This is a genomic window from Campylobacter sp. P091 (genome assembly GCF_002138935.1).
GTDB lineage: Bacteria > Campylobacterota > Campylobacteria > Campylobacterales > Campylobacteraceae > Campylobacter > Campylobacter devanensis.
Genome location: NZ_MJKZ01000004.1, coordinates 80,195 through 92,907, shown reverse-complemented (window position 1 = coordinate 92,907; position 12,713 = coordinate 80,195). Strand labels below are relative to the sequence as shown.

Sequence of the window (12,713 nt, the reverse complement as noted above, 5' to 3'; positions counted from 1 at the left end):
TATTTTTTTGTGCCTTTATATTAAATTTCAAATACTCTTTTAAATATTCTATCTACATTTTTTGTATAGTAAGTGTAGTCAAAACACTCTTTTATCGCATTTTCATTGAGTTTTTCTCTAAGCTCATTATCATTTAGTAAATTTTGTAAAAATAGACTCTCGCCATTTTCATTAAGAGCTTTTTTGCCCTCTTGTAAGTCAGCCCAAACTTTCATAGCATTTCTTTGGACGATTTTGTATGCGTCTTCTCTGCTTACGCCTTGTTTTGGTAGCTCTAAAAGGACTCTTTGAGAAAAGACCAATCCGCCGGTTAAATTTAAATTTTTCATCATATTTTCTGGATATACAACCAAATTTGCTAGTAGGCCATTTAATCTATTTAGCATAAAATCACTCGTTATAAAGGCATCAGGCAAGATAAATCTCTCTACACTTGAGTGGCTGATATCTCTTTCGTGCCAAAGGGCGACATTTTCCATAGCTGGGATAGCGTAGCTACGAATCATTCTACAAAGACCAGTTACATTTTCACTTAGTACCGGATTTCTCTTGTGTGGCATAGCGCTTGAGCCCTTTTGTCCTGGGCTAAAATACTCCTCAGCTTCATAAACCTCTGTCCTTTGATAGTGTCTTATCGCTACTGCTATCTTCTCACAACTACTAGCTAGTATGGCTAGAGCCGATATCACTTGAGCGTAGCGATCTCTTTGGATTACTTGATTGCTTGCTGGGGCTGGATTTAGGCCTAAGTTTTGACATACTAGCTCTTCTAATTCAAGTGGAGAGTGAGCGAAATTACCCATCGCACCGCTTATCATACCAGTGCTAATAACGCTTTTAGCGTGGTTTAATAGCTCATAGGCTCTTTTGATCTCATCATGCCAAATAGCAAGAACTAAACCAAATGTTATAGGCTCTCCGTGAATTCCATGGCTTCTGCCGACCATTAGAGTGTTTTTATGCTCGTAAGCTCTTTTTTTGATAGTGTCCATTAAAATTTTAATATCATCTAAGATTAACTCCATACTATCTTTTATCTGCAAAGCCACAGCTGTATCGATACAATCACTACTTGTCATACCAAAATGAACAAATCTACTCTCTTCGCCTAAGCTCTCGCTAACACTTGTTAAAAATGCTATAACATCATGTTTTGTAGTTTTTTCTATCTCATCTATGCGAGCAATATCAAATTTAGCATTTTCGCATATTTTTTTACAATCACTATCTGGAATAAATCCTAGCTTATTCCATGCTTTGACTGCTGCTAGCTCAACTCTTAGCCACGCATCATATTTGGCTTGTAAGCTCCATTTATCACTCATAACTTTTCTAGCGTATCTCTCTACCATTTCAGAACCTTTTTTGCTAAATTTTTATATAATTTTAATCTGATATTATATAAAAAATGTTCTAAAAATTAGGTTAATAAATGGCATATGTTAAGATGAAAATTGGTGAATTTATCGGGCAGAAAACTTATCAAATTTTGTTATCAAGTGGCTATACAATGAGCCAAGCTCAAAAGCTTTGCGATAAGGGTAGATTAATTGATAAAAATGGTGTGACATTAGATAAAAATAGTACTGTAAATGGTGAATTATTTTTTATAGATTATGAGTGTAAGCCAGTTGGATTAGAGCCAATTTTTGAATCTGATGAATTTGGAGTTTTTGATAAACCAAGTGGAGTTTTGACCCATCCAAATGGTAGGAATTGTAACTATAGCCTATGTGATGAGATTTGGAGCCTATGGGGAAAAAATGCATCTGTAGCACATAGATTAGATAAAGAGACAAGTGGAGTTATTGTAGTTGGCAAAAGTATAGAAACTACTAAAAAACTTAAGGCGATGTTTGAGAGTAGATGTATTTTTAAAAGCTATTTAGCATTGGTGAGTGGTAAAGTTCAAGAGAGTAAATTTAAGAGATTCATAGCAGCAAATTATATGGATTTTGTAGATAAATTTAGTTTTATTAACGATGAGAATTGGCTTGTGATAGATAGAGCGATGGATATTACAAGAGATTATGATGATATTAAAATTCGAATGCAAATTTGTGATAATGGCAAGCGTGCTATAACACTATTTAGGCCGATTGAATTTGACGAGAAAATAAATGCAACTTTAGTTGAATGTATTCCATTAACTGGACGCCAGCATCAGCTTAGGCTTCACTTGTTTTATGTGAAACATAAAATTTTAGGTGATCCAATTTATGGGCTTGAACGACGTGATATAGAGAGAATTTTAGATGGCAAAATGAGCAAAAACGAGCGTATCCAAAAGAGTGGGGCTAATAGACTTATGCTTCACTCAAATCGGCTCAAATTTAACTATAATGGAACTGAATTTGATATCAGTTCCAAGATGAAATTTGGATTAAGTCCATTTGCGCAAATGGATTAAAAACCTGGGTCAAATGGCAAATTTTGTCTATAGAAATCATCAGTACCTAGACTTCTCATTTGAGCATCTCTTTTGCGATTTCTATTTTCTCTTTCTAGTTCATCAACTCTATCAGATAATCCTTGGTATTCATAACTAGATGAACCATAGGATAAATCATATGCATTAGCAAAGATAGCACTTGCAACTAGGGCGATGAATAGGATAAATTTTTTCATAATTACTCCTTTTTTTGGTCTAAAAAGAGTATTCTACCCCCCCCCCTAACTTAAAATATGATTAAAATTACTATAAAAAATAGTTAAATTTTTAAAGATGAGTTAGGGATAGATCAATTAGTATTAAAATTCATTTATCAGATTTAATCACATAAATCATACCAATTAATCCGATAATCACAACAATTGAGATAAAAATTAATTGTATTATATCAAGCAGTGGCACTATTTTCCCCTTTACTTCGCTCTTTTAATTGTCCGCATGCAGCACTTATATCAAGCCCTTTACTTTGACGAATTGTGCATGTGATGCCACGAGATTGAAGGTAATCTCTGAATTTTTCTACATTTTCTTGCGATGGTCTTTGATATGGGCTACCTTCATGTGGATTGAAAAGGATTAAATTCACCTTTGCTTTAATCCCGTGAAGTAGCTTTACAAGGGCTTTTGCGTCGCTAAGATTGTCATTTATCTTATCCATTATTAGGTATTCGAACATAACTCTTTTTCTCATATCTATAGGGAATTGACGCACAGCATCCATCACACTAGCGATATTATAAGCCTTATTTACCGGCATCAATTTCTCTCTTAATTCATCTGTAACAGCGTGTAAAGATATAGCCAAAAGCACGCCCAAATCCATTTCGCCAAGCTTTTTAATCTGTGTAGCTAATCCACTTGTGCTAATAGTTTGTCGCCTTGCTCCTATAGCTAGACCATCATTATCTTTTAAAATATTTATAGCCTTTGATACATTATCTAGATTATCAAGAGGCTCGCCCATACCCATATATACGATATTTACTCTTCTTTCATAAGGTATGTTATTTTCTCTTTTTATCCATAGAATTTGCCCTACGATCTCTCCAGCAGTTAAATTGCGTATAAAGCCTCCTTTGGCTGTTAAACAAAAGCTACAACCCATCTTACAACCCACTTGAGAGCTGACACAGATAGTGTATCTAGCGTGTTTTTCTACTTTGCCATTTTGATCCAAAATTTCATCTTTCATAGGCAAAAGAACGCTTTCAATTGTTTTGCCATCTTTAAGTTTAAAAAGATATTTTATACTTCCATCGCTGCTAATCTCATTTTTGATCATCTCTAGTGGTTCGATATAAAATTCATTTTTTAATCTTTCTCTAATATCTTTTGGTAGATTGCTCATCTCATCAAATGATCTTGCATTTTTTTTATATATCCACTCGTAAATTTGCTTTGTTCTAAATTTTGGCTGGATAAATTCAGACAGCTCCGCCTGAGTATAATCAAGCAAATTTTTCATATAATTCCTTTTGATTTTAGATATTTTGTAATTATTTCTTTGGCTTGTGGATAATTTTTAATAAAATCATCATGTGCATTTTCATTGCAGTAGTTTGTGGAGCATAGAATGCATTCAAAATCTATTTTGAATAAATTTGCTACACATCGTACACTGTAAGCTTCCATATTTTCAGCTGTGAAACCTAAATTTTTAAATTTTTTTGAAATTTCAGCTGAATTTGTAATGAAGTTTGATGAATTTATTAAAATTGTTTTTTGTGAAACATTAGGCAAATTTATATTGATAGGAGTGTAGCTAAGCCCTATAATTCCACTAATTTCATAGTTAAATGCTAAAGAACTTTGGTAAATTTTAAGCAAATTTTCATTGCCATAAATTCCGCAACTTCCAATAAATATAATCTTTTTTGGTAGTTGTTTTAAATTAAGTAAAATTTTAGTTAAATTTATTGCTGGTTCAACTATTCCAATTCCAATTGTTGTAGCAAATTGAAAACTCTCCATTTCTCCGGCACAAACTATCAAAGTATTGCTATTAAGCTTATTTTGACTCAAATTCTAACCCCAATTCCATTATCTTTTAAAAATTCTTTTAATTTCATAATTTCAATCTCTTTATAATGAAATATGCTAGCTGCAAGCGCTGCATCAGCTCCATTTTGAAAAGCTTGCAAAATGTGCTGCATTGTGCCTGCTCCTCCACTAGCAATGACTGGAATTTGGATTGAGTTTGATATGGCCGATGTTATATTTAAGTCATATCCAGCCTTGGTTCCATCGCTATCCATAGAGGTTAAAAGTATCTCTCCAGCACCTAAATCATAGACTCTTTTAGCCCATTGTATCGCATCTAGTCCGGTATCTTTTCGTCCTCCATGAACAAATACATTATAACTACCATTGCTATTTTTTTTGACATCTATAGCAACTACAATGCATTGAGAACCAAATTTATTAGCAGCTTCATAAATTAAATTTGGATTATCAACAGCTGATGAATTTAGGCTGACCTTATCACAGCCAACATTTAATAGCCTTGATATATCATCTATTTTACGAATTCCACCACCTACAGTAAGAGGGATAAATAGTTGTTTTGCGACCTCTTCTACTACATGAACGATAGTATCTCTACCATCGCTACTAGCAGTAATATCTAAAAAGCATAGCTCATCAGCACCTTCATCATTATATCTTTTGGCTACTTCGATCGGGTCACCAGCATCTTTTAACCCTACAAAATTAACACCTTTGACAACTCTTCCATTATTTACATCTAAGCAAGGTATGATTCTTTTAGCGAAATTTTCCATTTTTAAAACTTTTTATTTTTATTTTACTATAAATTCAGTCAAATTTAGCTAAAATAGCTACCTATGATACGTGCAAAAAAGAAATTTGGTCAGAATTTTTTAACCGATGAGAGCATAAAGCGTCAAATCATCCAAGCGATTCCCAATGATTTAGAAAGGATCGTAGAGATTGGGCCTGGCTTAGGTGATTTAACACAAAAGCTTGTACAACTGAGTGGAAAAATCGAGTGTTTTGAGATAGACAGCGAGCTTTATGAGATTTTGCTAGATAAATTTGCTAGTGAGATCTTGGAGCAAAAACTAAAAATAACTAACGCCGACGCTCTTGAATCCTGGGATGAGATAGCAAGACATGATTATTTTTTAGTAGCGAATTTGCCATACTATGTAGCGACAAATATGATATTAAAAGCACTTAGCGATAGCAGATGCAAGGGGCTTGTTGTTATGATTCAAAAAGAGGTAGCCTTGAAATTTAGCGCACAACCAGGCGATAGCGAGTTTAGTGCTTTGGCTATTTTAGCTGGAGTTAGGGGTGATGTAGAGTTGCTCTTTGATGTGCCTGCAACTGCGTTTAATCCAGAGCCAAAGGTTGTCTCAGCGGTGATTAGAATTATTAAAGATAGAAATTTAGTAGATGATTTTGAGCTTGGTGAATTTGAGCAGTTTTTAAGGTCTGCGTTTGTTGCTCCACGTAAAACTTTACTTAAAAATTTAGCTTGTTTTTGCTCAAAGTCTATTGTAGAGAGCTTTTTGGCTAAACATAATTTACCGCTTACTACTCGTCCTCATGAGCTTTGTGTCGCCTTATATTTAAAACTATTTAAAGAGGCTAAAAATGAACGAAGAGAATACACAAACTCTAGGTGAAAAACCTAGCAAAAAAAGAAGATATCGCAATCATAAAGATAATCTAAAAAAAGAGGCGAAACACGCAGCTAAGGATCAAAATTCGCAAATTAATGAAGCTACCAAAACTGATGAGTCAAAAGAGCAAGCCAAAAAAGCTAAAAAGCGTCGCAAAAATAGCAATCCAACAGTAAAAATCAGTGGCAACGAAGAGTGGCAAAAAGATATGAAAGCCGCCATAGAAGCAAATAAGGCTAGTCATGAGTTGCGTCTTGAACCGCTCAAATACCTAAATTCAACCGAACACAAAATCAATATAACTCCGCTTGGCGGTCTTGGCGAGATCGGCGGAAATATGACTATTTTCGAGACAAATAACGATGCGATTATCATTGATATTGGTATGAGTTTTCCTACTGAGAGTATGCATGGCGTGGATATTTTGGTGCCAGATTTTGACTATGTCAGAAAGATCAAAAACAAAATCAGAGGCATTATTATCACTCACGCACACGAAGATCATATCGGTGCGGTGCCATATTTTTTCAAAGAATTTCAATTCCCGATTTATGCTACGCCACTTCCACTGGGGATGATAAGCAATAAATTTGAAGAGCATGGGCTAAAGTCTTATAGAAGCTACTTTCGCCCGATTGAAAAACGCAAGGTCTATGAGCTTGGGGAATTTGAATTTGAGCTTATACATATCACTCACTCTATAATCGACGCAAGTGCTCTTGCTATCACCACAAAGGCTGGAACTATAATCCACACAGGCGATTTCAAGATCGATCACACCCCAATCGATGGCTATCCAACAGATTTAAATCGCTTAGCATATTATGGCGAAAGGGGCGTTTTGTGCTTATTAAGCGACTCTACAAACAGCTACAAAGATGGAATTACAAAGAGTGAAAGTAGCGTTGGAAAGACCTTTGATTCTATATTTGCTACCGCTAAGGGCAGGGTGATAATGAGTACATTTAGCTCAAATATCCATAGAGTTTATCAAGCTATCGAGCGCGGTATAAAATATGGCCGTAAAGTCTGCGTGATAGGCAGAAGTATGGAGAGAAATCTATGGACGGCTATCGAGCTTGGATATGTGAATTTAGATCGCAAGATTTTTATCGATGCAAATGAAGTTATCAAATATCCAGATAATGAGGTTTTAATAGTCACAACAGGCAGTCAAGGCGAGACAATGAGCGCTCTATATAGGATGGCAACTGATGAGCATAAATATATCAAAATCAAGCCAAGTGATCAAGTAATCATTAGCTCCAAAGCAATTCCTGGCAATGAAACTAGCGTATCAACGATTTTGAATTTTTTATTAAAAAGTGGAGCAAGTGTGGCTCATCAAGATTTTAGCGAAATTCATGTAAGCGGACACGCAGCCCAAGAGGAGCAAAAGCTCATGCTAAGGCTTATTAAACCTAAATTTTTCCTTCCAGTTCATGGCGAGTATAATCACATAGTCAAGCACAAAGAGACAGCGATGAGCTGTGGAATTGATGAGAGAAATATATATTTGATGAGCGATGGAGATCAAGTTGAGGTTTGCCAACGCCATATCAAAAGAGTAAAAACAGTTAAAACTGGTAAGGTATTTATAGATAATCAGATAAACAAACAGATCGCTGATGATGTAGTAATTGATCGTCAAAAGTTAGCTGAGGCTGGAGTTGTTACTATCATTTCACAAATTGATAAAAATGCTAAAACTCTAATTCATAATAGAGTAATTAGCTATGGATTAGTAAGCGAAAGACATGCAAGAAGTCTAAGTAAAGAGCTTGAAGAGATATTGCTGCAATTTTTAACTAATGTCAAAGATGATATGCTAAATGACCAAAGGGCGTTAGAAAATCAAATTCGCCAAGTTATTAGAAAGCATATATTTAGAAAGCTTAAAAAATATCCGACAATTGTACCAGTTGTCTATCTGATGTAACGGAGTTAAAAATGGATATAGCTAAAATTGCAAGTGAAGTTTTAAATTTAGAAGCTGATGAGTTAAGGCGTCAGGCTGGTTTAGTTGGTAGCGAATTTCAAAAAGCTGTAAATTTAATTTATAGCTGCAAAGGCAAGCTAATAGTAACTGGCGTTGGCAAAAGCGGCCATATTGGAGCTAAGATTGCTGCTACTTTAGCAAGTACTGGAACGCCTAGCTTTTTTATCCATCCAACAGAGGCTATGCATGGTGATTTGGGAATGATTGGGAGTGATGATGCAGTTTTGGCTATTAGTTATAGTGGCGAAAGTAGCGAGCTATTAGCTATTCTTCCGCATATTAAAAGAAGAGATATAAAAATCATAGGCATCTCTAAATCAGGTTCAAGCTTAGCCAATTTAAGTGATGTAAATTTAAATATAGATATAGAGCGTGAAGCTTGTCCAATAGGTGCAGCACCTACAGTATCAACTACGCTAACCTTAGCGCTTGGTGATGCGTTAGCTGTTTGCCTTATGAAGCTTAGAGATTTTAAAAGCGAGGATTTTGCAGCATTTCATCCAGGTGGAAGCCTTGGCAAAAGGCTATATCTAAAGGTAAAAGATACTATGAGAAAATCAAATTTACCAATTGCCAAAGATGATATATCGTTAAAATCAGCCATTACAGCAATGAGCGAAGGTAGATTAGGTAGTGTGATTTTAGTAGATAATGATGGCAAGCTTAGTGGAATTTTAAGCGATGGAGATTTAAGAAGAGCATTAGAGCAAGATGGCTTTGATATTAACTCTAAGGCTATAGAATTTGCAACCAAAAATCCAAAAACTCTAGATAATCCAGATATGTTAGCATATGATGCATTTAGATTAATAGAAGAGTATAAGATTCAAATTCTCATAATACAAAAAGATCAAAAACCAATAGGTCTTTTACATATTCATGATTTAACGAGCTTAGGGCTATAAAATGCGTATCAATAAATTTATCTCACACAATACAAACTACTCACGCCGTGAGGCTGATGAGCTTATCAAGGCTGGTAAGGTCAGTATAAATGGGCGAATTATAAGCGACTTATCAACTGATATCAAAGATGGCGATAAGGTAAGAATCGGCTCAAGGCTAGTTAAGCTCAAAAAAGAATTTAGCGTCATAGTCTATAACAAGCCAAAAGGCGAGCTAGTAACCAAAAGAGACGATCGTGGCAGAAGGACGATTTATGATAGTTTGCCACGGGGATTTTCTAAATTTATTAGTATCGGTAGGCTAGATTTTGCTAGTGAGGGGCTTTTGCTTTTGACTGACGCTCCTGCGATTGCTCAGGCTCTTATGGATAGCGATATAGAGCGTGAATACTACCTAAAAATTAAAGGCAATATCACAGAACAAGTGATAAATGCGATGCGTGAAGGCTTTTTCGCTAAGGATGCTACCAAAGGAGCTCATGCTAAAACAAAGCAAATTTCAATGGAATTTAAGCCATTTTTAGCCTATAGAATCATAAGCCAAAGTGGTGGCTACACAAGGCTAAAAGTCATCATAAATGAGGGGCAAAATAGAGAGTTAAGAAGGTTTTTTGGCTATTTTGATTTAGAGGTTATGGATCTAAAGCGAGTTAGCTTTGGTAGGGTTAGCTTAGATCAATTAAGCGAGGGGAAATGGCGGTATTTTACTAATTCTGAATATGATGATTTAAGGGATTTTTTAAAGCAAAATAAAGTGAGATATTGATATGGCAAAATCTATTATAGAGGTGGCAAAGGAGATATTAGAGCGTAAAAAAGAGGCGTTAAATCCAATTAAAATGTATCATATAGCAAATGAAATGGGGCTTACTAAAGAGCTAAATTTAAATGGCAAAACGCCGTGGCAGAGTTTTGGAGCTGCTATTTATATGAATGTTAAAGAAGCAGATAGCATTTTTGAAGTAGTGGCTACAAAACCTATACTTATAAAGCTAAAAAATCAAGTTATAAATTTAGAAGCTCAAATGGAGAAAAATAGCGAGATAAAAGAGCCAAAAACTTCTTATAGCGAAAGGGATTTGCATCCGCTTTTAAGTAGATTTGTCTCTTTTAATGAGAATTTTAAAGTCTATACAAAGACGATTTATCACGAAAGTAGCAAAAAATCCCAAAAAGGCGCAGACAAATGGCTATATCCAGATATAGTTGGTGTGAGTTTTGAGTATAGGGATTATCAAAAAGAGTTAAATAGATTTATAGGAAAATTTGACTCTTTGCCGATTAAAATTTACGCTTTTGAGATGAAAAAGCATCTTAGTGTTGGTAATTTTAGAGAGTATTACTTTCAAGCTGTGAGTAACTCAAGCTGGGCAAATGAGGGCTATCTTGTCGCACTTGATATCGATGAGAGCGATGAGGAGCTTATGGATTTAATCAAGCGCCTTAGCTATTCATTTGGTATAGGTATTGTAAGTTTAAGCTCTCAAAATGTCGATGAGAGTGTGATTTTGGCTAGGGCGAGATTTAGGGAGAGATTAGATTATTCTGTGATGAGTGAGTTAAGCGATAAAAATCCTGATTTTAAAAAATTTCTTGAGAGCGTAGAAGAGTTTAATATAGAAAAAGATTATAGAAGCAAAAGTGAATTTGATGATGTTTTAGATGATGAGAGATTAGAAAGTTATCTAAAAGAGAAGAAAATCAAAGTATAAAAATAAATTTAATAGCAATACGATGTTTCGCAGATGCTAAATAAATTTAAAAGATTTTTAAAATAAGTGGAGCAAAATATCGATGGTTAAATCAATTTTATTTGTATGTCTTGGCAATATTTGTCGCTCGCCTTTGGTTGAAGGTATCGCAAGAAAGGCGCTCAATTTTTTTTAAGTTAAAATTAGGGAATTCTAGAATTCAACTAAAACGACAATAAATAGTCTGTAATTCTAGCTAGAATTATGCTATAATTGCCAAAATGCAAAAAATGTATCGGCAGAAAGGATAATAAATGAATACAAATCTTACAAACTACTTGGAATTCTTAGAAAATTCTAGCAAATTCAAAGCGATGGATAAAGCTGCAAAGGCGCAAATGCTAAGCCAAATAAATGAACTTATTAAGAGCGAGGCTCTTTGGGTGCGAAACTCACACAAAGATGAGATTAAAAGGCGCATTTCAAAGGCTCTTTTTGCTAGGCTTTATAGTGACAAAAAAGATGAAATCATCGCAAAAATCAAAGAAGAGAAAATTGCGATTTTTAGCGTGTTTAGCAAGGAACCAAATCAAAAATACCCAAAAGAGCTAAAAGAGCTTAGAAAGCGTGGAGATATAGAATTTGCCGTGGCTTTTGGTCGTGGCAAGGATGAAAATGGTGAGAATATTTTTGCCACTACTTTTATCGCATTTGCCAAATCAGCAAGCCTGCCTATCTCGCCTATCGCCCAAAGGGTAGTTCGCAAGTATGAGTGCGGTGGCAAGTATATTTGCGGGATAAATAGATTTAAAATTTATGATGCTTTTGATGAGAGTAGCGAGTTTTATGTCATTGCCAAAAAGTGCGATATAATCAATTTTGATAAGCAATGTGAGATAAATTTGGCTTTGCTTAAAGAGCTGATTTATTTGCCTTGGTGGATAAAGGACTTTGCTTTTACTCACGCTAAGGCGCTGTTTTATGAGCGGCTCTGCAATGAGATAATAAGCGCAAATAGGCAAGTAATCGGCTCTGTCACCGGACAAACTGCTCGCTCGCTGTGGAGTGATAACTACGATGTAAGCTCGTATTTTAAAACCCCAGAGCCAAGCAATACCACGCTAAGCGATGTATTTAAAGTGATAGCAGACAAAATGGAAGAAGATAGGAATTTTAAGTGGTTTATACAATGAGAGCTAGAAAAAGATTTCAAATAGTCTGCTAAATTTGTCATGATTTTGTAAAGACAAAAAATAATTAAAAGCACAAAAATTTTAGATATAATTCAAAAATCTAAATATTCAAAAAAGAGGTATCAAATGTCAATTAACATGACAAAAATAATAGAAAAATTACAAGACAAGCGTCAAATTTTTTGTTCTGAGGCTGATTTTCAGTTAGAAATGGCTTGGGTTATAAAAGAAATGTATCTTAATGCGGAAGTAAGATTAGAGTATGTGCCTACATTTGATGATAAAATGCACATTGATATTCTTGTATTTATTAGCAATAAATGGATACCGATAGAGCTAAAATACAAAACTAAAAATAGCGGAGAAGGAGCATTGGAATATAAAAAAACTCAAGAGGTTTTCAATCTAAAAAACCAAGGGGCAAAAAATATAAACTGTTATTTGTATCTAAAAGACATTGAGCGAATAGAACGCATAAAACAAGAAGTAAAGAATAATTTTAAAGAGGGCTATGCTGTTTTTCTCACAAATGATGAAACATATCTTAACCCACCGCAAAAAAATAATTGTGTTTACAAGGATTTTTCACTTGAAGATGGAGCTATAAAAAAAGGTAAGCTAGAATGGGCAGAACATACTGGCGCTGGGACGAAAAAAGGCATTGAAGACCCCATAACACTAAAAGGTATTTATAAAATGGAATGGAATGAATTTTCAAATGTAGATGAAGAAAGAAGTGATGGAACTTTTTATTATTTAGTCACAAAAATTATATAAATTTTTTCAAAATTCTATTATAGTCTGGAATTTTGGCTAGAGTTATTAG

13 protein-coding genes and 1 pseudogene are annotated in these 12,713 nt (G+C 34.6%); 9 read left to right on the top strand and 5 right to left on the bottom strand.

The window, feature by feature from the left end; all coding sequences use genetic code 11:
- Positions 1–20: 20 nt before the first annotated feature.
- Positions 21–1,352, bottom strand: a complete 1,332-nt coding sequence (purB, locus tag CIGNP91_RS05340) for an adenylosuccinate lyase (RefSeq protein WP_086253592.1) — start codon at positions 1,350–1,352, stop codon at positions 21–23.
- A gap of 80 nt (positions 1,353–1,432) precedes the next feature.
- Here purB and CIGNP91_RS05335 point away from each other — a divergent pair, with 80 nt between their 5' ends.
- Entirely contained in the window at positions 1,433–2,410 is a 978-nt protein-coding gene (locus CIGNP91_RS05335) for a pseudouridine synthase family protein (protein WP_086253591.1), read from the top strand.
- Here the strand turns inward: CIGNP91_RS05335 and CIGNP91_RS05330 are convergent.
- From CIGNP91_RS05330 to hisF, 4 genes are all read right to left on the bottom strand, one after another.
- Positions 2,407–2,628 carry a hypothetical protein gene (locus tag CIGNP91_RS05330; RefSeq protein WP_086252288.1) on the bottom strand — a complete coding sequence of 74 codons (222 nt, stop codon included), beginning with the start codon at positions 2,626–2,628 and terminating at the stop codon, positions 2,407–2,409. The genes CIGNP91_RS05335 and CIGNP91_RS05330 overlap by 4 nt on opposite strands.
- Before the next feature lie 212 nt (positions 2,629–2,840).
- Complete coding sequence (rlmN, locus tag CIGNP91_RS05320) at positions 2,841–3,917, bottom strand: 23S rRNA (adenine(2503)-C(2))-methyltransferase RlmN (RefSeq protein ID WP_086253590.1); 1,077 nt, start codon at positions 3,915–3,917, stop codon at positions 2,841–2,843.
- Positions 3,914–4,444, bottom strand: coding sequence for a phosphorylase family protein (locus CIGNP91_RS05315; protein ID WP_086253634.1), 531 nt, complete (start codon positions 4,442–4,444; stop codon positions 3,914–3,916). The genes rlmN and CIGNP91_RS05315 overlap by 4 nt, the downstream gene beginning before the upstream one ends.
- 26 nt (positions 4,445–4,470) lie before the next feature.
- Entirely contained in the window at positions 4,471–5,232 is a 762-nt protein-coding gene (hisF, locus tag CIGNP91_RS05310) for an imidazole glycerol phosphate synthase subunit HisF (RefSeq protein ID WP_086228617.1), read from the bottom strand.
- Between the two features lie 63 nt (positions 5,233–5,295).
- Between hisF and rsmA the strand changes: the two genes are divergently transcribed.
- The 8 genes and pseudogenes from rsmA to CIGNP91_RS05270 all read left to right on the top strand — a co-directional run bounded on the left by rsmA (position 5,296) and on the right by CIGNP91_RS05270 (position 12,664).
- Positions 5,296–6,102, top strand: coding sequence for a 16S rRNA (adenine(1518)-N(6)/adenine(1519)-N(6))-dimethyltransferase RsmA (gene rsmA, locus CIGNP91_RS05305; RefSeq protein WP_086253589.1), 807 nt, complete (start codon positions 5,296–5,298; stop codon positions 6,100–6,102).
- Positions 6,071–8,038, top strand: a complete 1,968-nt coding sequence (locus CIGNP91_RS05300) for a ribonuclease J (RefSeq protein ID WP_086253588.1) — start codon at positions 6,071–6,073, stop codon at positions 8,036–8,038. Before rsmA ends, CIGNP91_RS05300 begins: the two co-directional genes overlap by 32 nt.
- Positions 8,039–8,049: 11 nt before the next feature.
- Positions 8,050–9,003 carry a KpsF/GutQ family sugar-phosphate isomerase gene (locus CIGNP91_RS05295; protein WP_086253587.1) on the top strand — a complete coding sequence of 318 codons (954 nt, stop codon included), beginning with the start codon at positions 8,050–8,052 and terminating at the stop codon, positions 9,001–9,003.
- 1 nt (position 9,004) lies between these two features.
- A complete protein-coding gene (locus CIGNP91_RS05290; RefSeq protein WP_086253586.1) occupies positions 9,005–9,769 on the top strand; it encodes a pseudouridine synthase in 765 nt (254 codons plus the stop codon).
- Position 9,770: 1 nt separating this feature from the next.
- Complete coding sequence (locus tag CIGNP91_RS05285) at positions 9,771–10,715, top strand: HTH domain-containing protein (protein ID WP_086253585.1); 945 nt, start codon at positions 9,771–9,773, stop codon at positions 10,713–10,715.
- Between the two features lie 82 nt (positions 10,716–10,797).
- Positions 10,798–10,872: pseudogene (locus tag CIGNP91_RS05280) on the top strand (arsenate reductase/protein-tyrosine-phosphatase family protein); the annotation flags it as partial.
- Positions 10,873–11,008: 136 nt separating this feature from the next.
- Positions 11,009–11,887, top strand: a complete 879-nt coding sequence (locus tag CIGNP91_RS05275; protein WP_086253583.1) for a hypothetical protein — start codon at positions 11,009–11,011, stop codon at positions 11,885–11,887.
- Between the two features lie 126 nt (positions 11,888–12,013).
- Positions 12,014–12,664, top strand: a complete 651-nt coding sequence (locus tag CIGNP91_RS05270; RefSeq protein WP_086253582.1) for a hypothetical protein — start codon at positions 12,014–12,016, stop codon at positions 12,662–12,664.
- Positions 12,665–12,713: the final 49 nt, after the last annotated feature.

Excerpts from the sequence above, each read along its gene's own strand:
- CIGNP91_RS05335 (WP_086253591.1), top strand. The coding sequence starts at position 1,433 with ATGGCATATGTTAAGATGAAAATTGGTGAATTTATCGGGCAGAAAACT.
- CIGNP91_RS05270 (WP_086253582.1), top strand. The coding sequence starts at position 12,014 with ATGTCAATTAACATGACAAAAATAATAGAAAAATTACAAGACAAGCGT.
- CIGNP91_RS05300 (WP_086253588.1), top strand. The coding sequence starts at position 6,071 with ATGAACGAAGAGAATACACAAACTCTAGGTGAAAAACCTAGCAAAAAA.
- CIGNP91_RS05275 (WP_086253583.1), top strand. The coding sequence starts at position 11,009 with ATGAATACAAATCTTACAAACTACTTGGAATTCTTAGAAAATTCTAGC.
- rlmN (WP_086253590.1), bottom strand. The coding sequence starts at position 3,917 with ATGAAAAATTTGCTTGATTATACTCAGGCGGAGCTGTCTGAATTTATC.
- hisF (WP_086228617.1), bottom strand. The coding sequence starts at position 5,232 with ATGGAAAATTTCGCTAAAAGAATCATACCTTGCTTAGATGTAAATAAT.
- rsmA (WP_086253589.1), top strand. The coding sequence starts at position 5,296 with ATGATACGTGCAAAAAAGAAATTTGGTCAGAATTTTTTAACCGATGAG.
- CIGNP91_RS05285 (WP_086253585.1), top strand. The coding sequence starts at position 9,771 with ATGGCAAAATCTATTATAGAGGTGGCAAAGGAGATATTAGAGCGTAAA.
- CIGNP91_RS05295 (WP_086253587.1), top strand. The coding sequence starts at position 8,050 with ATGGATATAGCTAAAATTGCAAGTGAAGTTTTAAATTTAGAAGCTGAT.
- purB (WP_086253592.1), bottom strand. The coding sequence starts at position 1,352 with ATGGTAGAGAGATACGCTAGAAAAGTTATGAGTGATAAATGGAGCTTA.
- CIGNP91_RS05330 (WP_086252288.1), bottom strand. The coding sequence starts at position 2,628 with ATGAAAAAATTTATCCTATTCATCGCCCTAGTTGCAAGTGCTATCTTT.
- CIGNP91_RS05290 (WP_086253586.1), top strand. The coding sequence starts at position 9,005 with ATGCGTATCAATAAATTTATCTCACACAATACAAACTACTCACGCCGT.